The following is a 19,234-nucleotide window of genomic DNA, read 5'->3' on the forward strand; positions in this document are numbered from 1 at the left end:
GGGGAAGCGGTAGGCGTGCCGGTGTCCCGGTCCGGCACCGCGAAGACCAGCCGGTCGAAGGCGGGGCCGGCGGCGGTGGGGAAGCCGACCGGGTGCGGCTGGCCGCCGAGGGGGAGCGGACAAACGGGCGAGGGCCCGCCCCACCGGAGTGGAACGGGCCCTCGATCAGTACACGGTCGGACGGAGCGTCAGCTCTTCCAACGCGGCTTGCGGTCGCCGCCGTTGTCGCGGTCGCCGTAGGCACGGCCGCCGCGCTCGCCGTAGGAACCGCCCTGCGGGCGGCCGCCGGAGCGGTGGTCGTCGCGGCGGGCGAACGGACGGCTGCTGCTGCCGCCGCGGTCGCGGTCACCGAAGGCCGGACGGGCCGGACGGTCACCGAACGAACGGCCACCACGGTCATCGCGGTCACGGAAACCACCGCGGTTGCCGCCACGGTCGTCGCGGTCACCGAAGGCCGGACGGGCCGGACGGTCACCGAACGAACGGCCACCACGGTCATCACGGTCACGGAAACCACCGCGGTTGTCACGGTCACGGTCGCGGTCACCGAAGGCCGGACGGGCCGGACGGTCACCGAACGAACGGCCACCACGGTCATCACGGTCACGGAAACCACCGCGGTTGCCGCCACGGTCGTCGCGGTCCCGGAAGCCGCCGCGGTCGCCGCGGTCACCACGGTCGCCGAACGAACGGCCACCACGGTCATCGCGGTCACGGCCGCCGCCGAAGGCCGGACGCTCGGAGCGCAGCTCGCGGTAGGCCGGCGCCCGCTCCTCGCGGACCTCGGCCGCCGGCTCCGCCACAGCGGCCTCGGAAGTCGGCTCGGCCGACTCCCCGGTCGCGGCGGCCTCGGCCGGCTCCTCCTCGATGCCCAGCTCCGCACGCTCGCGGGCGGCCCGGGCGGCGAGCCGGTCGGCCTCGTCGCGCAGCTCGGTGGCCCGACGGGTCAGGCGCTCCAGCTCGCGGGTGAGGTCGGCCACCTCGCGCTCGGCGGCACCGGCGATGCCGGAGGCGCTCTCCGCCTGCACCTCGACCAGCGAGCGGGCACCGGTGATCCGGGCCACCTCGGCGTCGAAGGCGCGGTCCAGGATGTGGCGCGAGGCGTCCACGCCCGCGTCCTCCATCAGCCGGAAGACGCCGCGGCGCTGGTGCGGCAGCACCAGGGTGACGACGGTGCCGGAGCGGCCGGCCCGGGCGGTGCGGCCGGAGCGGTGCAGGTAGTCCTTGTGGTCGCCGGCCGGGTCCACGTTCAGCACCAGGTCGATGCCGTCCACGTGGATGCCGCGGGCCGCGACGTCGGTCGCGACGACGACGTTGACCAGGCCGTCCTTGAAGTCGCCGAGCACCCGGGTGCGGGCGCCCTGGGTCATTCCGCCGTGCAGCGCGTCGGCCTTCACGCCGGCCTCGATCAGCTGCTCGGCGACCCGGTCCGCGCCCATCTGGGTGCGGACGAAGATGATGGTCCGGCCCTTGCGCGCGGCGATCGCGTTGGTGATCGGGGCCTTGTCCTTCGGCTTCACCACCAGGATGTGGTGGGTCATGGTGGTGACCGCACCGGCCGAGGGGTCGACCTCGTGGGTGACCGGCGCGTTCAGGTAGCGCTTGACCAGGCTGTCGATCTCGTTCTCCAGGGTGGCGGAGAAGAGCAGCCGCTGGCCGCCCGCCGGCACCTGGTCGAGGATCTCGGTGACCTCGGGCAGGAAGCCCATGTCGGCCATCTGGTCGGCCTCGTCGAGCACCGCGACCTGGACATCGGCCAGCTTGGCGGCGCCCCGGTTGATCAGGTCGCGCAGCCGGCCGGGGGTGGCCACCAGCACGTCGACGCCGCGCTCCAGGGCGTAGATCTGGTTGGACATCGAGGTGCCGCCGCAGACCACCTTGAGGCGCAGGCCGAGCACCGAGCCGAACGGCTCCAGCGCGTCGGCCACCTGCATGGCCAGCTCGCGGGTCGGCACCAGGATCAGGCCGCGCGGGTGCTTGGGGCGGGTGCGCTCGCCGTCGGCGAGGCGGGTCAGCAGCGGCAGGCCGAAGCTCAGGGTCTTGCCGGAGCCGGTGCGGCCGCGGCCGAGCACGTCCTTGCCGGCCAGCGCGTCCGGGATGGTGGCGGCCTGGATCGGGAACGGGGTGGTCACACCGCGCTTGGCGAGGGCCCGGACCACGTCGTCGTGCAGACCGAGGTCGCCGAAGGTGAGGGTGGGCTCGGCCTCGACCTCGGCCTCGACGGCCTCGATGGTGTCGGCCTCGACGGCGTGGGCCTCGAGGCTGTCGGTCTCGACGGTGTCGGTGACAGCGTCGGCGGCAATCACCTCATCGGCGGGCTGGGCGTCAGCGGGCATGACGAAGCGGTCGTCGTCAACGAGAGACATAGAAAACCTTCCGGAAGTGGCACGCGCCAAAGTCCGGGGTTCTGAGTTACAACCGCCTCTATGCGGTCAGCCACGGATCGCCGGAACGCGCCAAGGGCGCCGATTAGGGGTCAGGGCGCCAGGATCAAACTAACGATCTACCACCATAGAGGAGCCCCAGGTCCGAAGGCAAACCTCCTGGACGACTCCCTAATGTGATCCGGATCCCGTCCCGCCGGCCGAGGTTCCGGAGCCACCGGCGGAGCCGCTGGCGGAGGGCACCGGGGCGGCCGACGGAGTGGCCGAGGGACCGGGGTGGGCGGTCGTCGGCGTGGGGACCGGGGTGGGCGCGGCCGAGCCGCCGCCGGCCGCCGCGCTGGTCGGGGCCGCGGGGGTGGGCGCCGGCGGGGGCGTGGACGGCGCGCCGCCCGCGCCCGGCCCGGCCGCGCGCCCGGTGGCGGTCGGCTCGGCGGCCGGGGCGCCGGCCGGCGCGGACTGCGGCGGGACGGCCACCACCGCACCCGTCACCGGGGGCTGGTCGGTGACCGGTGGGTTGGGGTCGGCGACCTGCGCCACCTCGCCGACCGAGGCGGCCGGGGCCACCGCCGGCGCCCCGCCGGTGGGACCGGCGGAGGCGCCCTCGCTGCGCCCCGCGCCGGCCCGCTCGGCGCGACCCGCCGGACGGGCGGCCCCCGGGGTGCCGGAGGCCCGGCCGCTCGGGCTGGCCGTGCCCGAGGCGTGGGCGACCGGCTGCTGGTCGTTGCCGGCGCCGACCGCCATGCAGCCGGTGGCGCTCAGCCCGGCGAGCGCCAGCACGGCCGTGCGCACCGCCATCGAGCGGAAGACGGCCGCCCGCTCCGCCCCGGTCGCCGGGCCGCCCGCCAGCGGTCCGCCGGCCGCCACCAGGCGGCTCACCGCGGCGCGGGACTCGCGCACCGTCCGGGCCCGCCGGACCAGGGCCGCGACGGCCACCGGGCGCCGGCCACCGGACCGCACCGCCGGCCGGACCGGAGCCGCGCCGGGAACCCTCGTCACACGCTTCGTCGGAACCATCGCCGCCGCCTCTCCTGGCCGCCCCACCCTGACCGCCCCGACCGGCGGCCCTTCCGATGCCCAACGCCCGAACGGCCCAGGGGACACGGCCGGCCCGGAGCGCGCGCGGCCGCTCCGCGCCCCGTCATCTGGCACGCCCTCACCAGGCGCTCGACAATGGGGTGGTGGAGATGAGCCGGGAAGACTTCGAGGGACTGGTGAGCGACGCCCTCGACCAGATCCCGCCGCAGCTGGCGGCGATGATGGACAACGTGGCGGTCTTCGTCGAGGAGGAGCCCGACCCGGCCCACCCCGACCTGCTGGGGCTCTACGAGGGCACGCCGCTGACCGAGCGCGGCGAGTGGTACGCCGGTGTGCTGCCGGACCGGATCATCGTCTACCGCGGCCCGACCCTGCGGCAGTGCGAGACCCGGGAGCAGGCGGTCGCGGAGGTCCGCACCACGGTGATCCACGAGGTCGCCCACCACTTCGGCTTCGACGACCACGAACTGGACGAGCTGGGGTGGTCCTGACCTGCACCGGCGCGCGCGCCGGGCGGAATCCGTTTTGGCGTTCCCGCCCGCATCCCATATGCTTCTCAACGTCCCCGACCGCTGGAGAACAGTTGGCGGGCCGAAAGCCCTCATCGTCTAGTGGCCCAGGACGCCGCCCTTTCAAGGCGGTAGCACGGGTTCGAATCCCGTTGGGGGCACGCAGTACCAGGCAGTAAACGTAGTAAAGTCGGGGCCGCAAGGCTCTGTTGAGGTCCTGTGGAGCAGTTGGTTAGCTCGCCACCCTGTCAAGGTGGAGGTCGCGGGTTCAAGTCCCGTCAGGATCGCTCGTCCCCTCGGGGACGCGGCCAGGTAGCTCAGTTGGTACGAGCGTCCGCCTGAAAAGCGGAAGGTCGCCGGTTCGACCCCGGCCCTGGCCACCTTGTTTGACCAGCATGAATGCCCTCGAAGCAGCTCGCTTCGGGGGCATTTTCGTGCCGGTTGACGCCAACGGCGCAGCGGACGGTCGTTGCCCTGCTCCGGCCCGCCTTCACCAGCGGCTAGGCAAAGACCTCGATGGTGCACTTGGCCGCACCGCTGCGCTGGATTCGGGCATCGCTGGTGACGAGCGGCACGCCGAGGGTCTCGGCGAGCGCCACATACTGGGCGTCATATGCACTGATGTTGTGGTGCAGTTCTCCCACCCGCTGCCAGAGGATCAGCGTCTCGTGTCGCGTGATGGCGAGTGCCTGGTAGTCGGCTACGGCCTTCACCGCTTCCTTCTCCGCGAGCTTGCCGCCCCGCACCATGCCGAAGAGAGCCGACACGAGTTCGTAGTCGAGCAGGCCAGGGGCGGCGAGCGCATCCACCCCGCGGAGTCGGTCGCGGACGGCGTGGCCAGCGGGGCTGTGGTCGGTGAGCACCCGCACCAGCGCAGAGCAGTCAATGACAACGCTCGAATTCACCGACGCTCCCGCCCGTCATCGATCGCGGCGAGGATGTCAGAGGTACTGACGTCGGTACGGGTCTCCCGGTCGAGGCGGGCCATCATCTCGGCCAACGTCGGCGTGGCCGCCTCGCGGGTGACAAGGTCGAGCAGGTACGCCTGGAGGCTCTTCCCCGCCTTGGCCGCCTTGAGCTTGAGGGTTTCGAGAATCGGGTCCGGGACTTCACGAATCGTGATCGCAGTCATGCAGGCATTTTAGCTGCAACGCTTGCGAAATGCATGCACTCGATTCCAGCCGCTTGGTCACGGCCCAGGGGCCACCGGTGTCCCTCGGCGAGCCCCGTGAGCGGAAGGAAGGCGTCAGCCGCGCAAGGCCCGGTCGTCGAGACGGCGCAGCAGGCCGGGCAGGTGCCGGTGCTCCTCGCGGAGCGCGGCCAGCCGCTGCCGAAACTGGAGGCCGCGTCCGACGTGGTCGCAGGCGTCACGGTCGGTCGATCGCCAGGAACTCGTAGTACTGGTACTCGCTCATCGTCGCGAGCCTAACGGGAATGCCGATCCTCGATGATGGAATCTCAAGCGCCTGAGCAGACAGGAAGCGGCGATGGAACCCGAGCAGCCACGCACCGTCGAGCAGGTCCGAGGTCTCGTCAGCTGGATCGGCGCGGGACGCAAGCTCACCCAGACAGGCAAGGTCACCCTCGCGGACGCGCGGACCCTGGTCACACTCCTGGAGACCGGCGACACCATCGACCCGGCCATCGATGACAGGACCTTCAAGACCAAGTCCAGCCAGGAGCTGTACCACCTGAACCTGCTGGTCGAATGGGCCAAGGCGGCCCGGCTCCTGCGGGTCACCGCCGGCCGCCTGGTGCCCGTCAAGAAGAACGCGCGCGTAGTGGAGGACCCCGAGCGCCTCCTCGACTCGCTGTTCGAGGCCCTGCCGCGCATCGGCGAGACGGTACTCCCCGCCGGGTGGCTCGGCTCGATGCTCGCGGAGGAGTACCCCGCCGGAATGCGGGCGGTGCTGACGAGCCTCTACGCCGCGGACCTCCCGGTGCCGGAACAGAAGCTGCGGACTGCGGTGTGGAAAGCACTGTCCGGGTTCTTCGTCCTCGACGACCTTCCCGAGGACCGCCTTCGCCTCCTGCGTCAGAGCAACGACCGCGACGTGGACCGCCTCCTCGCCGCGCTCAAGGGCCTCGGAGCCGCCCAGCAGACCGGCAAGTCCGTCGCTCTCACCTCGGCCGGCCGTCAAGCCATGGCCCGGCTACGCGGGGAGCCACGCCCTGGCGATCCGCTCTACGAGCTCCATATCCAACTCGCCGATGTGGATCAGCCCGCGGTGTGGCGCCGCGTCCAGGTGCCGGCCGGTATCCGCCTCGACAACCTGCACCGGGTCATCCAGGCGGCAATGGGCTGGCAGAACTGCCACCTGCACGCGTTCAACGCGAACGGCGTCCAGTACGGACCCCGCTCCAGCGAACTGGACTTCGCGGACGAGACCACCGCTGTCCTGGACATCCTGGTCAAGGAAGGCGGAAACCTCGATTACGACTACGATTTCGGCGACTCATGGGAGCACCGCATCACGGTCGAGCGCCGGATGACGGCCGAGGCGGACCACCACTATCCCGCCTGCGTGGACGGCGCCGGAGCCTGCCCGCCTGAGGACTGCGGCGGCCCAGGCGGGTACGAGGACCTCAAGCGGACCCTCCAGGACTCCGCCGACCCGGAGCACGAGGACCTGCTTCGCCGGCTCGGTCTCAAGACAGCAGCCGACTTCGACCCGGCCCGCTTCGACCCGCGCGAGATCAACCGGCAACTGCGCGCCCTCGACTGACGAGCACAGTCCGGTCCCGGGACTCCGGTTGACGCCAACACTGACGCCAACCGCCGTGCACGACGACGTCCGCAGCCACACTTCCGCGGACGACAGAACCGCTCAAAAGGGGCATTCCTGCGCCCTGGCGTGGCCTGAAAGCGGAAGGTCGCCGGTTCGACCCCGGCCCTGGCCACCGAAAGACGAACGGCCCCGGGGAGCGGATTCGCTCCCGGGGCCGTTTCGCGTTCCCGGGTGTGAAGCAGGCGGACGGGGCTTGTGACGGCACCGTGACGGTTGGCGTACGTCTCGCGGAAGATCCCCCGGAAGACTTGTTCCTGCGCGGCGGACGAGAGCCCTGGGAGGGCGGCAGGAAGGCGCGACACCATCCACGTCGATGCCCTGGGGGGAATCACCATGATCAAGAAGACCGCTGCCGTCGCCGTCCTGCTCGCCGCCGCCACCGCCGCGGCCGCCGGAACGGCCCAGGCCGACGACGGCTCGACCTGGACCGGGTCGGTCATCACCAACTGCGGTCAGGGCCAGGTGCCGCAGCTGCCCGGCGAGTTCGGGGTGCCGGGCGCGCCCGAGCACCGCGGTCTGCCCGCGCTGACCATCAGCACCGTGCACCAGGGCCGGCTCCAAGGCGACTCGGCCGTCTTCGAGGTCCGGATCACCGAGACCAACCACACCGGCGCCGCCTACCGGCACGTGTCGCTCGCCCCGAGCCTCTTCACCCAGCTCGGGGTGATGAACCCGGGCAACACCAAGGTCGCGCTGGTCCGCAACGGCGCCGCGACCGAGCTGCCGACCACGCCGGGCTGCGACCCGTCCATCTGGATCGCCTCCACCGCCCTGGACGCGCCGCTGGCTGACGGCCAGTCGGCCTCCTTCGACCTGCGGATCACCACCGCGGCCTCGGTCGCCGAGAAGATCAAGTCGCTCATGGTCGTCACCCAGGGCGCCGCGGACGGCGCGAAGGTCTCGGGCGGCAGCTTCCTCGAGCTGCCGCCGGTGAAGCCCGCCCCGCAGGCCACCCCGACCAAGCCGGCCACCACCAAGCAGGCCCCGGCCCAGGCAGCCGCCCAGTCGCCGGCGCCCACCCAGGCCGCCCAGGCACCGCAGAGCTCCGCCCCCGCGGCCGCCCCGGCCGGCGCCGCTCCGACCGCTGCCACCCCGACCGCCCCGGCCACCCCGCCGACCCCCGCCCCCCAGCAGGCCTCGCTCGCCTTCACCGGCGGCGGCAGCGGCACCGGCACCCTGGCGGCCGCGGCCGCCGCCCTGCTCGCCGCCGGAGCCGCCGTGCTGTTCGGCGTCAAGCGCCGGGCCCGCCGCAACGGCTGAGCCGGTCACCGAGGCAGACCCCGAGGCAGACCCCGAGGTCCCCGGAGCCCCCGGCTCCGGGGACCTCGCCGTTCACGGTCTCCTCGGCAGGCCGCCCGCCGATCCCGACCCCGGCCCGGATCCCGCTCCGGCGGGCGCCTTCTTCGGCCAGAGCAGGTAGGTCAGCGCGATCACCCCGTGGATGCCGACCGCCCGAAGCGCCGTCAACTGCCAGCCGTGCAGCGGCTCCGCCGCCGGGCTGCCGCTGCCCACGTACCAGGCGGCGAGCTGCAGCAGCCCGCAGGCGACCGCGCCGCCGAGCAGGCTGCGCAGCCAGAGCCGGCCCTCGTGGCGGGCCCGGGCCATGCCGTAGCGCGGCGGCCTGGGCGGCGGCGGTGCGCCGGCCAGGCGGTGGGCGGCGTGGCCGTCCAGCCAGCGGAGGGTGCTGCGGCCGTAGGCCACCGTGTAACCGAGGTAGACCGCCGCCAGCCCGTGCTCCCAGCTCGGCCGGGCCCCGCGCTGCAGGTCCACCGCCGTGACGGCCAGCAGCACCAGCTCCAGCACCGGCTCGCCGAGCAGCAGCGCCACGCTGGTCCGCCGCATGCCCAGCAGGTACCGAACGGCGAGCCCGGCGGCGAGCAGCACCCAGAACGCGGCCTCGCAGGCGACGACCAGGCCGATCAGCATCTCCGCCACCCCTCTCCGCGGCCTCCTCCGGACCGTCCTCCGGGACCTTCCTCCGCCCACGATCCTGGCATCCGCCCTGCTCACCGGGCATCGCCAGATCGGACGACCCCGCCCTGCATCCTTCGATGTAGACCGGGTGCCCCGGGTTCGGGCCGAGCGGCGGCCCCCGTGGTTGGATGGCGAGGTGCCCGATCCCCGGCGCCCGCCGACGGCGGCCAAGGACCGCCGCCCGCACCGCCACGACGCCGCGATCGCCGCGGCCGGCCTGCTCGGCGGGGTGCTGCTCTGGCTGACCGGCGTGACCGCCCAGGGCGGCCGCCCGCTCGGCGGCGCCTGGGTGCTGCTACCGCTGACCGCCACCGCGGGCCTGGAGCTGCTGCGCCGCACCCGTCCCCGGCTCGCCCTGGCCTGCGGCACCGCGGCCCTGGTGGCCGACCAGTTCACCACCGGCAGCATCGCCACCGTGCTGATGTACACCGACCTGGTCTACGCCGCGGCCCGCTACGGCGGCCCGGCCGCCGCCCGCCGGCTCCCGGTCGGCGCGGGGCTGGTCACGGTGGCGGCCACGCTCGGCTTCCTCGCCTGGTACCGCAAGCCCGAGGCGCTGCTGATCGGCGTGCTGCTTGGCGTGGTGCTGTTCGGCCCGGCGGCCACCGGCGCGCTGGTCCGCAACCACCAGGAGGCGGCCGAGGCGGCCCGCCGGGAGGCCGCGCAGAACCTGCGGCTGGCCGAGCAGAGCGCCCGGCTGGCCGAGCAGGACCGGGCCCAGGCGGTCGCCGCCGAGCGCGCCCGGATGGCCCGCGAGCTGCACGACATGGTCGCCAACCGGCTGACCGCGATCGCCATCCACTCCGCCGCCGCGCTCTCGCTGGACGACCCGGGCAGCGCCCGGCGGTCGCTGCTGGTGATCCGGGAGAACAGCGTGGAGGGCCTGACCGAGATGCGCCGGATGATCGGCCTGCTCCGGGAGCGCGGCGCCGCCGCCGACCCGGCCGCCGTGCCGAGCCTGGACGGCCTGCCGGCGCTGCTGGACCGGGCCCGGGCGAACGGCCTGGAGGCCACCCTGGACCAGCTGCCCGCCGCCGACCCGCCGCTGCCCGCCCCGGTCGAGCTGGCCGCCTACCGGATCGTCCAGGAGTCGCTGACCAACGCGCTCAAGCACGCCGCCCCGGGCCCGGTCACGGTCCGGCTGGCCCACCGGGAGGGCGCGCTGACCGTGCGGGTCAGCAGCCCGCTGGCGGACGGCCCGGCGCCGGACCGGGCCCCCGGCTCGGGCGCCGGGCTGATCGGGATGGCCGAGCGGGCGGCGCTGCTGCACGGCGAGTTCCGGGCCGGGCCGGACGGCACCGGCGCCGGCCGCCGCTGGCTGGTCAGCGCCGTCCTGCCGCTGGAGCGGCCGACCGCCACCGCCGAGGAGCCGGCATGACCATCCGCGTCCTGGTCGCCGAGGACCAGGCGGCCGTCCGCGCCGGCCTGGTGCTGATCCTGGGCGCGGCGCCCGGCATCGAGGTGGTCGGCGAGGCGGCCGACGGCGAGCGGGCGGTGCGGCTGGCCCGCGAGCTCCGCCCCGACCTGGTGCTGATGGACATCCGGATGCCCCGGCTGGACGGCGTCGCGGCCACCCGCGCGGTGGTCGCCGAGCGGCTGGCCCAGGTGCTGGTGCTGACCACCTTCGACCTGGACGAGTACGTCTACGGCGCGCTGCGGGCCGGTGCCGCCGGCTTCCTGCTGAAGACGGTGGACGCGGCGGGCCTGGTCGGCGCGGTCCGCTCGGTGGCGGCGGGCGACGGGCTGATCGCCCCGGAGCTGGCCTGGCGGCTGATCAGCGAGTTCGCCGCCACCCGCCCGGAGCGCGGGCGGCCGGCCGACCCGGCGGCGCTGGCGGCGCTCACCCCGCGCGAGCGCGAGGTGCTCGGCTGCCTGGGCGAGGGGCTGTCGAACGCCGAGATCGCGGCCCGGCTGGGGATGGCGGAGCCCACCGTGAAGACCCACGTCAGCCGGCTGCTCGGCAAGCTGGACCTGCGCAGCCGGGCGCAGGCCGCGGTCCTGGTGCGCGAGCTCGGGGGCTGACCGGGGGTCAGTTCCCGGCCAGCCGCCCCAGTGCCCGCACCCCGGCCAGCACCTCCTCGGCGCTCGGCGCCCCCTCCGGGTCGAGCAGCCACTGGGTGAAGATCCCGCTGAGCAGCGCCGACTGCACCGAGCCCACGCTCCGCTCGGCCGTCCCGTCCACCTGGTCCTCCGGGATTCCGAGCAGCCCGGCCGCCAGCCCCCGCCGGCCCTCCCGCTGCGCGGCGGTCAGCAGCTCGCGCAGCGCCGGGTTGTGCTCGGCCTGCACCGCCGCCTCCACCGAGGCCAGCCAGAGCTGGCGGGCGCCGGCGAAGGAGTCCAGCATCCGCTGCCACATCTCGGTGTACTGCCGGCGCTGGTCGCCGGCCGGCTCGGCGGACACCCGCAGCGCGCCGCCGATCGCCTGCCCCCACTCGTCCATGGCCTGGATGAAGGCCGCGGTGAGCAGCGCGTCCCGCGAGCCGAAGTGGTAGCCGATCGCGGCGTGGTTCACCCCCGCGGCGGCGGCGATGTCGCGCACGGTCGTGCGCGCCCAGCCCTTCTCCTTCAGGCACTGGGTGGCTCCGGCGAGCAGGTCCTCACGGTTTCCCATGCGCCCAGGCTAGCGCAGCCCATCCAGATGGTTAATCCAATCGGTTCATCCAAAGGGTTTATCCAAGCGGATTGACCAGATGGATAAACCCGCCGTACGGTGGAGCCATCGCCGCCGCACCGAGCGCGGCGGACCCACCGGGAGGACCTCATGAACGCCACCGTCAGCACCCCCGGCTCCACCGCCCGCACCGTGCTGGTCTCCGGCGCCGGCATCGCCGGCCCCGCCCTCGCCTTCTGGCTGCACCGCCGGGGCTTCACCGTCACCGTGGTCGAGCAGGCCCCCGCGCTGCGCGACGGCGGCAGCGCCGTGGACTTCCGCGGTGCGCAACTGGAGGTGCTGCGGCGGATGGGCATCCTGGACGAGATCCGGGCCAGGGCGACGGCGATGGGCGCCGAGGTGATCGTCGACGAGCAGGACCGCCCGGTCGTCGAACTGCCCGCGCTGCTCTTCTCCGGCGAGGTGGAGATCGAGCGCGGCGAGCTGACCCGGATCCTCTTCGAGCGCACCGAGCAGGACGTCGAGTACGTCTTCGGCGACAGCATCACCGAGCTGGCCGAGGGCCCGGACGGCGTCCGGGTCGGCTTCCGGCACGGCGCCCCGCGCACCTTCGACCTGGTGGTCGGCGCGGATGGCATGCACTCGGTGGTCCGCGACCTGGGCTGGGGCCCGGAGGCGCGGTTCCGCACCGACAGCGGCTTCTACACCGCCGGCTGCACGGTGCCCAACCTGCTCGGCCTGGACCACGAGGGCCGGATCTACAACACCCCCGGCCGCGGGGTGCTGGTGATGAGCCACCGCGACCCGGCCACCGCCGGGCTCGGCCTGGTCTTCCACGCCGGCGAGCTGAGCTACGACCGCCACGACCCCGAGGCCCAGCGGCGGCTGGTCACCGAGGCCTTCGCCGGGGTCGGCTGGCACACCCCGCGGCTGCTGCCGCACCTGGCGGGCGCCACCGACTGGTACTTCGACTCGCTCAGCCAGATCGACGTGCCCGAGTACTCCCGCGGCCGGGTGGTGCTGCTCGGCGACGCCGCGTGGTGCTCCGGCCCGGGCGGCGGCGGCACCGGCCTGGCGATGATCGGCGCCTACGTGCTGGCCGGCGAGCTGGCGGCGCACCCGGACCACCGGGCCGCGTTCGCCGCCTACGAGAAGCTGCTCCGCCCGGCCGCCGCCGTCTCCCGCAAGCAGGCCAAGGGCGCCGGCCCGTTCCTCGCCCCGGTCAGCGCGAAGAAGCTGAAGCAGCGCAACCGGGTCTACAAGATGCTGACCACCCGGATCCTCGGCGCGCTCTTCGCCCGGATGGTCTCCAAAGCCGCCAACGCCGTCCCGCTGCCGGACTACCCCGCGCCGGGCGTCCGCCGCAGCCCCGCGGCCGTCCGCTGAGGCCCCGGTGGATGTGACACTTGACGGGCCCGGTCCCCCGTCCCGGGCCCAGCGGTGCGGTCCGGCGGCCCGAGCCGGCCGGCTGGCCCCGGAAAACTGAGGTGCGCTGCCCCGCGCCTCCTTGCGACCCTTGAGGGATGCCCGCGATGAGTTCCCCCGCCCAGTCCGCCGACGCGCCCGCCATCGGTGAGCTGGCGGCCCGGCTGCCCGAGCTGATGCTGCGCGACCAGCAGCGGATCGGCCGCCGGCTGGACGGCGCCCGGCGGGTGCGCAAAGCCGAGGCCCGGCAGGCGATCGCCGCCGAGCTGGCCGCCGAGATCGACCGGGCCGAGCAGCGGCTGGCCCAGCGCCGGGCGGCCGTGCCGGAGATCGGCTACCCGGCCGAGCTGCCGGTCAGTCAGAAGAAGGACGAGATCCTGGCCGCGATCCGGGACCACCAGGTGGTGATCGTGGCCGGTGAGACCGGCTCCGGCAAGACCACCCAGATCCCGAAGATCTGCCTGGAGCTGGGCCGCGGTGTGAAGGGCCTGGTCGGCCACACCCAGCCGCGCCGGATCGCCGCCCGCACGGTGGCCGAGCGGATCGCCGAGGAGATCGGCACCCCGCTCGGCGCGACGGTCGGCTGGAAGGTCCGGTTCACCGACCAGGTGGGCCAGGACACCCTGGTCAAGCTGATGACCGACGGCATCCTGCTCGCGGAGATCCAGACCGACCGCGAGCTGCGCCAGTACGACACCCTGATCATCGACGAGGCGCACGAGCGCAGCCTCAACATCGACTTCCTGCTCGGCTACCTCAAGCAACTGCTCCCGCGCCGCCCCGACCTCAAGGTGGTCATCACCTCCGCGACCATCGACCCGGAGCGGTTCTCCCGGCACTTCGGGGACGCCCCGATCGTCGAGGTCTCCGGCCGCACCTACCCGGTGGAGGTCCGCTACCGCCCGCTGGTGGCCGACACCGCCGACGAGGAGGACGAGGCCGACGAGGCCGAGCGCGACCGCGACCAGGTGCAGGCGATCTGCGACGCGGCCCGGGAGCTGCAGGCCGAGGGCCCGGGCGACATCCTGGTCTTCCTCTCCGGCGAGCGGGAGATCCGCGACACCGCCGACGCCCTGGAGAAGCTCAACCTGACCCGCGCCGGAGGCGCTGATCGATACGAAACCGAGGTGCTGCCGCTCTACGCCCGGCTCAGCTCGGCCGAGCAGCACCGGGTCTTCCAGCGCTCCACCAAGCGCCGGATCGTGCTGGCCACCAACGTCGCGGAGACCTCGCTCACCGTCCCCGGCATCAAGTACGTGATCGACCCGGGCACCGCCCGGATCTCCCGCTACAGCCACCGCACCAAGGTGCAGCGGCTGCCGATCGAGGCGATCAGCCAGGCCAGCGCCAACCAGCGCAAGGGCCGCTGCGGCCGCACCAGCGACGGCATCTGCATCCGGCTCTACTCGGAGGAGGACTTCCTCGCCCGCCCCGAGTTCACCGACGCCGAGATCCTGCGCACCAACCTGGCCTCGGTGATCCTGCAGATGACCGCGGCCGGCCTGGGCGACATCGCCGCCTTCCCGTTCCTCGACCCGCCGGACTCCCGCAACATCAAGGACGGCGTCAACCTGCTCCAGGAGCTGGGCGCGCTCGATCCCGAGGCGAAGGACCCGAAGCAACGCCTCACCCAGCTCGGCCGCAAGCTGGCCCAGCTGCCGGTGGACCCCCGGCTGGCCCGGATGGTGCTGGAGGCCGACCGCAACGGCTGCGTGCACGACGTCATGGTGATCACCGCCGCGCTCTCCATCCAGGACCCGCGCGAGCGCCCGGCCGAGAAGCGCCAGGCTGCCGATGAGCGGCACAAGCGGTTCTCCTCGGAGACGTCCGACTTCCTCTCCTACCTGGCCATGTGGCGGTACGTCAGGGAGCAGCAGCGCGAGCTCTCCTCCTCCGCCTTCCGCCGGATGTGCAAGTCCGAGTTCCTGAACTACCTGCGGATACGGGAGTGGCAGGACATCTTCACCCAGCTGCGCACGGTGGCCCGGCAGCTCGGCGTGACGATCGACGAGCCGAAGGACGACGTCGAGCCGGACGCCGACCGGATCCACCAGTCGCTGCTGGCCGGACTGCTCTCCCACGTCGGCCTGTTCGACGTGGAGAAGCGCGAGTACGGCGGTGCCCGGGGCGCCCGGTTCGCGGTCTTCCCGGGCTCCGGCCTGTTCAAGAAGCCGCCGCGCTGGGTGATGTCGGCCGAGCTGGTGGAGACCTCCCGGCTCTGGGCCCGGATCAACGCCAAGATCGAGCCGGAGTGGATCGAGCCGCTGGCCGCCCACCTGATCAAGCGCACCTACAGCGAGCCGCACTGGGAGAAGAAGGCCGGCGCGGTGATGGCCTTCGAGCGGGTCACCCTCTACGGGGTGCCGATCGTCACCCAGCGCCGGGTGAACTTCGGCCGGATCGACCCGGAGCTCTGCCGCGAGCTGTTCATCCGCAACGCCCTGGTGGAGGGCGACTGGGAGACCCACCACAAGTTCTTCGCCGAGAACCGCAGGCTGCTCGGCGAGGTGGCGGAGCTGGAGAACCGGGCCCGCCGCCGGGACATCCTGGTGGACGACCAGACCCTGTTCGACTTCTACGACGCGCGGCTGCCCGAGGAGATCGTCTCCACCCGGCACTTCGACTCCTGGTGGAAGAAGACCCGGCACGACCAGCCGGACCTGCTCAACTTCGAGAAGTCGATGCTGATCAACGACGCCGCCGGCGGCGTCACCGAGGCCGACTACCCCGACTACTGGCACCAGGGTGCGCTCAAGCTCCGGCTGACCTACCAGTTCGAGCCGGGCAGCGACGCGGACGGCGTGACGGTGCACATCCCGCTGCCGGTGCTCAACCAGGTCTCCGCCGAGGGCTTCGACTGGCAGATCCCGGGCCTGCGCGGCGAGCTGGTGACCGCCCACATCCGGGCGCTGCCGAAGGCGATCCGGCGCAACCTGGTGCCCGCCCCGGACTTCGCCAGGGCGGCGCTGCGCGAGCTGACCGACCGCCAGGAGCCCTTCCTGCCCGCCCTGGAGCGGGTGCTGCACCGGATGTCCGGCATCCCGATCCCGCCGGAGGCCTGGGACGACGAGCGGGTGCCCGAGCACCTGAAGGTCACCTTCCGGGTGGTGGACGGCAAGCGGAAGCTGGCCGAGTCCAAGGACCTGGAGGAGCTGCGGCTGCGGCTGACGCCCAAGCTGAAGGAGACCCTCTCCTCGGCGGCCAGCGGCCGCGGCATCGAGCGCACCGGCCTGACCGCCTGGCCGGCCGACCTGCCGCTGATCCAGCGCACCTTCGAGCAGCGCTCCCGCGGCCACTCGCTGCGCGCCTACCCGGCGCTGACCGACGACGGCGACTCGGTCTCGATCCGGCTCTACGACACCCCGGCGGCCCAGGAGCAGGCGATGTGGCAGGGCACCCGCCGGCTGCTGCTGCTCACCTGCAACTCGCCGGCCAAGCAGATCCAGGCCCGGCTGGGCAACCAGGCCAAGCTGGCGCTCTCCTACAACCCGCACGGCTCGGTGCCGGCCCTGTTCGAGGACATCACGGCCTGCGCGGTGGACCGGCTGATGGCGCTGAACGGCGGGGTGGCCTGGGACGCCGAGTCCTTCACCAAGCTCTACGACAAGGTCCGGGCCGACCTCTACGAGCTGTCCGCGGACACCACCCTGAAGACCGCCTCGGCGCTGATCGCCTACCACCGGGCGGGCAACCGGCTGAAGTCGGTGCAGAGCCCGGTGCTGCTCTCCGCGGTGAACGACGTGAAGCTGCACCTGGCCTCGCTGGTGCACCCGGGCTTCGTCACGGCGACCGGCTGGCAGCGGCTCGGCGACGTCAAGCGGTACCTGATCGCGGTGGACCGCCGCCTGGAGGCGCTGCCCAACCACCCGCAGCGCGACCTGCAGCACCTGCTGAAGGTGCAGGAGGTACAGCGGGCCTACGGCGAGCTGCTGGCGGCGGTGCCGGCCGGGCAGCAGCCGAGCGAGGATGTGCGGCAGATCCGCTGGATGATCGAGGAGCTGCGGGTGAGCTTCTTCGCCCAGTCGCTGGGCACCCCGGCGCCGGTCTCCGAGAAGCGGATCCTGAAGGCGATGGACGCCGCCCGGGCCGCCCTCTGACTCCCCGCCCAGGTCGGGCCGGTCGCCCTCCGGCAGCCGGTTCGACCTGGGCCCCCACGATGCAGTACGATCTGTCTTGTCGCTGCGGAGAACAGCGGCGAAACACTGCGAAAGCAGTGAACTTCCTGGCCCTGTGGAGCAGTTGGTTAGCTCGCCACCCTGTCAAGGTGGAGGTCGCGGGTTCAAGTCCCGTCAGGGTCGCCTGGAGCGAGAGGCCCGGAACCGAGAGGTTCCGGGCCTCTCGTGTTTCCCGCCTCGGGTCGGCCTGACGGACCGCCCGGAGAGCGCCCGACGGACCGTCAGGCGCATTATCGACAGCGCACTCCCGGTCACAAGGGGTGCCACTGTGACGGTCGTCACTTATCTTTTCTTGAACTCCGGTGATCCTCGACCCTCCCCAGAGTGCCAACATTTAATATGTAAAATTGTACTGACATTCGCGACTTTCCCCACCCCCGCCAAAGGGATTTCCCGGCGCCTCCGGCGTCACAACCATCTGCCATTGACCGGCCATTTCCAGGTCAAAGGACAGCCATGTAATAGTTGATGCTCATGTCGCACATCAAGGTCGCCGAATAAACGTCCTATGACTTTTCCGGCCCTTGCCACTCCCTTGATCGCTCCTCGACGACGCGGAAAGCGGAGCCGGACATGCCGAAGGGGGCCGCTTCCCGGACCCGGCGGAGTCCGGGGGCGACCCCCCTCGATCACGTGCTGCGGCGGCGGGGTGAGCACCCGCCGCGGCGTGTCAGGCTTCGGTGCGCTGGGCGGGGATACCGGCCAGCAGCGCCCGCACCTCCGCCTCCCGGTAGCGCCGGTGCCCGCCGAGCGTGCGGATCGACGTGAGCTTCCCGGCCTTGGCCCACCGGGTGACCGTCTTGGGGTCCACGCGGAACATGGTGGCGACCTCTGCCGGCGTCAGCAGAGGTTCGGCGTCAGGGGTACGAGCGGTCATGAGCGGCCTCCTCGGAGAACCGAACCAGGGCGGTTCTATCCTTCAAATTCTGCACCTTGGCCCGCGATGCCCGAAATGGCACGGACGGACCGAGTCGGTTATAGGACGAACGGCTTGTCCTGGTGTCTACAACTACACCATCCGTCCAGCCCTATCGACCAAACCGCCAAAATTGGCCCCTCACGGGTTCAAGAGCGACGGAAGGCGATGGACCATCCCATAGCGGACAGTCACTGTTTCGCGACATTCCGTTAAGGGCTTCCCAGACCTACCATTTCCCCCCAAAGGGCGCACCGACCCCAGATCCACCCAAAAGTGGACAGGATCCGGGGGAGTTGGGCGGCTTGTCCCATTTTTACCGTTACCCGTGACTTCGCGTCAACGGTGAGTAGTGTCACGTTAGTGGAGTATTGACCCGAACCGGGACCTTGGTCCCAAGGGTCCCGAACATCTTTCCTACCCAGCACGACAGCCGGTACCACCCCGATGACTCCCCCACTGCCTGCCCGAGCACGGGCGCCGGCCGACCCCCCGTCAGCCGGTCAGTTGGCCAGCCGCAGTGCCTGCACCTGCCGCCAGCGTTCCGTCACCGTCTCATACACCTCGGACGCCGCCTCGGCATCGCCCGCGCGCAACGCCGCCAGCCCGTCCGCCAGCTCCCCCGCCGACTGGTCCGCGGCCAGCGCCCGCTCCCCGATCGCGTGCACCAGCCCGCCGTAGTCCAGCTCCACCAGCGAGCGCGGGTGGAACTCCTCCAGCCAGCGCCCGACCTCCTCGGCCCCCTGCGCCAGCGCGCTGCCGCGCAGCCGCTCGCGCAGCACCCGGTAGCCGCGGGCCACCCGGCGGCGGGCCTGCGCCATGGTGGTCAGGTAGAAGAGCGCCGCCGGCGCCCCCGGCTCCTCGCCCGCCGGCTCGGTGGCCGGAACCCAGCGCCGGTCCTCCGCCGAGAACGGCAGGAACCAGCGCACCGGCACCTCCCAGCGGCTGGTCAGGATCCACGGCCGGGCGTCCGGGTGTTCGGTCCGCCAGCGCGCCTGTGCGGCCAGCGCGTCCTCCCGCACCGCCCGCGGCAGCACGGTGTCCAGCAGCGCCACCGGCAGCGACTCCCGCAGCTCCTCCAGCGCCTGCCAGCTGCGCAGCCGGGTGGCCCACGGGCAGACGTAGGTGACCGAGTCCACCACCCGCACGAAGGCCCGCCCGCTCTCCTTGTCGGGCAGCGCGCGCGGGGTCCGGGCGAGCAACTCGGCGAGCGCCTCCCGCTGCGCCTCGAGCGCCGCCCGGGCCACCGGCTGGTCCGCCGAGCCGGCGTCCGGGCCGCGGTCGGCCAGGTGGGCCTGCCACCGGGTCCGGTCCGGCTCCGGCAGGGCCGCGAGCGGCTCGTACACCCGCAGATGGGCGGCGTAGGGCGGCAACACGGAGGTGCGCACAGCGGTCACGTCCTGCATCGTCGCACGG

General features: G+C 72.7%; 15 protein-coding genes and 4 tRNA genes. 11 read left to right on the top strand and 8 right to left on the bottom strand.

Features of this window, described 5'->3' with window-relative positions; genetic code table 11:
* Positions 1-188: 188 nt before the first annotated feature.
* On the bottom strand, positions 189-2,366 hold the full coding sequence (locus ACFYNO_RS33470) for a DEAD/DEAH box helicase (protein WP_388021287.1): 2,178 nt from the start codon (positions 2,364-2,366) through the stop codon (positions 189-191).
* A gap of 189 nt (positions 2,367-2,555) precedes the next feature.
* Positions 2,556-3,317, bottom strand: coding sequence for a hypothetical protein (locus ACFYNO_RS33475; RefSeq protein WP_388021288.1), 762 nt, complete (start codon positions 3,315-3,317; stop codon positions 2,556-2,558).
* Positions 3,318-3,559: 242 nt separating this feature from the next.
* Between ACFYNO_RS33475 and ACFYNO_RS33480 the strand changes: the two genes are divergently transcribed.
* The 4 genes from ACFYNO_RS33480 (at position 3,560) to ACFYNO_RS33495 (ending at position 4,308) form a co-directional block, all read left to right on the top strand.
* The gene (locus ACFYNO_RS33480; protein ID WP_388021289.1) at positions 3,560-3,910 is read left to right on the top strand and encodes a metallopeptidase family protein; all 351 of its coding nucleotides are present in this window, start codon (positions 3,560-3,562) and stop codon (positions 3,908-3,910) included.
* Between the two features lie 106 nt (positions 3,911-4,016).
* Positions 4,017-4,089: transfer RNA gene (locus tag ACFYNO_RS33485), tRNA-Glu, on the top strand.
* Between the two features lie 52 nt (positions 4,090-4,141).
* Positions 4,142-4,215 (top strand) — tRNA-Asp (locus ACFYNO_RS33490).
* A gap of 19 nt (positions 4,216-4,234) precedes the next feature.
* Positions 4,235-4,308 (top strand) — tRNA-Phe (locus ACFYNO_RS33495).
* Between the two features lie 120 nt (positions 4,309-4,428).
* Here the strand turns inward: ACFYNO_RS33495 and ACFYNO_RS33500 are convergent.
* Positions 4,429-4,833, bottom strand: coding sequence for a type II toxin-antitoxin system VapC family toxin (locus ACFYNO_RS33500; RefSeq protein ID WP_388021290.1), 405 nt, complete (start codon positions 4,831-4,833; stop codon positions 4,429-4,431).
* Positions 4,830-5,060 (bottom strand): antitoxin, encoded by a 231-nt coding sequence (locus tag ACFYNO_RS33505; protein ID WP_218203968.1) that lies wholly within the window; start codon positions 5,058-5,060, stop codon positions 4,830-4,832. Before ACFYNO_RS33505 ends, ACFYNO_RS33500 begins: the two co-directional genes overlap by 4 nt.
* Before the next feature lie 355 nt (positions 5,061-5,415).
* Between ACFYNO_RS33505 and ACFYNO_RS33510 the strand changes: the two genes are divergently transcribed.
* Together ACFYNO_RS33510 and ACFYNO_RS33515 are read left to right on the top strand one after the other, a co-directional pair.
* The gene (locus ACFYNO_RS33510) at positions 5,416-6,654 is read left to right on the top strand and encodes a plasmid pRiA4b ORF-3 family protein (RefSeq protein ID WP_388021291.1); all 1,239 of its coding nucleotides are present in this window, start codon (positions 5,416-5,418) and stop codon (positions 6,652-6,654) included.
* A 396-nt stretch (positions 6,655-7,050) separates the two neighbouring features.
* Positions 7,051-7,977, top strand: coding sequence for a hypothetical protein (locus ACFYNO_RS33515; RefSeq protein WP_388021292.1), 927 nt, complete (start codon positions 7,051-7,053; stop codon positions 7,975-7,977).
* 72 nt (positions 7,978-8,049) lie between these two features.
* On the opposite strand, the gene ACFYNO_RS33520 is transcribed toward ACFYNO_RS33515, so the two are convergent.
* The gene (locus tag ACFYNO_RS33520; protein ID WP_388021344.1) at positions 8,050-8,643 is read right to left on the bottom strand and encodes a hypothetical protein; all 594 of its coding nucleotides are present in this window, start codon (positions 8,641-8,643) and stop codon (positions 8,050-8,052) included.
* A gap of 184 nt (positions 8,644-8,827) precedes the next feature.
* Between ACFYNO_RS33520 and ACFYNO_RS33525 the strand changes: the two genes are divergently transcribed.
* Together ACFYNO_RS33525 and ACFYNO_RS33530 are read left to right on the top strand one after the other, a co-directional pair.
* Positions 8,828-10,069 carry a sensor histidine kinase gene (locus ACFYNO_RS33525; protein WP_388021293.1) on the top strand — a complete coding sequence of 414 codons (1,242 nt, stop codon included), beginning with the start codon at positions 8,828-8,830 and terminating at the stop codon, positions 10,067-10,069.
* The gene (locus ACFYNO_RS33530) at positions 10,066-10,713 is read left to right on the top strand and encodes a response regulator (RefSeq protein ID WP_388021294.1); all 648 of its coding nucleotides are present in this window, start codon (positions 10,066-10,068) and stop codon (positions 10,711-10,713) included. Before ACFYNO_RS33525 ends, ACFYNO_RS33530 begins: the two co-directional genes overlap by 4 nt.
* Before the next feature lie 7 nt (positions 10,714-10,720).
* Here the strand turns inward: ACFYNO_RS33530 and ACFYNO_RS33535 are convergent, their stop codons facing one another.
* Positions 10,721-11,302 carry a TetR/AcrR family transcriptional regulator gene (locus ACFYNO_RS33535; RefSeq protein ID WP_388021295.1) on the bottom strand — a complete coding sequence of 194 codons (582 nt, stop codon included), beginning with the start codon at positions 11,300-11,302 and terminating at the stop codon, positions 10,721-10,723.
* A 150-nt stretch (positions 11,303-11,452) separates the two neighbouring features.
* On the opposite strand from ACFYNO_RS33535, the gene ACFYNO_RS33540 reads away from it, so the two are divergent.
* The 3 genes from ACFYNO_RS33540 (at position 11,453) to ACFYNO_RS33550 (ending at position 17,025) form a co-directional block, all read left to right on the top strand.
* Positions 11,453-12,688 (top strand): FAD-dependent monooxygenase, encoded by a 1,236-nt coding sequence (locus ACFYNO_RS33540; RefSeq protein WP_388021296.1) that lies wholly within the window; start codon positions 11,453-11,455, stop codon positions 12,686-12,688.
* Between the two features lie 146 nt (positions 12,689-12,834).
* Positions 12,835-16,824 (top strand): ATP-dependent RNA helicase HrpA, encoded by a 3,990-nt coding sequence (gene hrpA, locus ACFYNO_RS33545; protein WP_388021297.1) that lies wholly within the window; start codon positions 12,835-12,837, stop codon positions 16,822-16,824.
* A 127-nt stretch (positions 16,825-16,951) separates the two neighbouring features.
* Positions 16,952-17,025: transfer RNA gene (locus ACFYNO_RS33550), tRNA-Asp, on the top strand.
* 547 nt (positions 17,026-17,572) lie between these two features.
* Here the strand turns inward: ACFYNO_RS33550 and bldC are convergent.
* Positions 17,573-17,779 carry a developmental transcriptional regulator BldC gene (bldC, locus tag ACFYNO_RS33555; protein ID WP_014137253.1) on the bottom strand — a complete coding sequence of 69 codons (207 nt, stop codon included), beginning with the start codon at positions 17,777-17,779 and terminating at the stop codon, positions 17,573-17,575.
* Positions 17,780-18,321: 542 nt separating this feature from the next.
* Positions 18,322-19,224, bottom strand: coding sequence for a hypothetical protein (locus tag ACFYNO_RS33560; protein WP_388021298.1), 903 nt, complete (start codon positions 19,222-19,224; stop codon positions 18,322-18,324).
* Positions 19,225-19,234 lie beyond the last annotated feature (10 nt).

This window comes from Kitasatospora sp. NPDC006697, from assembly GCF_042869935.1.
Classification (GTDB): domain Bacteria; phylum Actinomycetota; class Actinomycetes; order Streptomycetales; family Streptomycetaceae; genus Kitasatospora.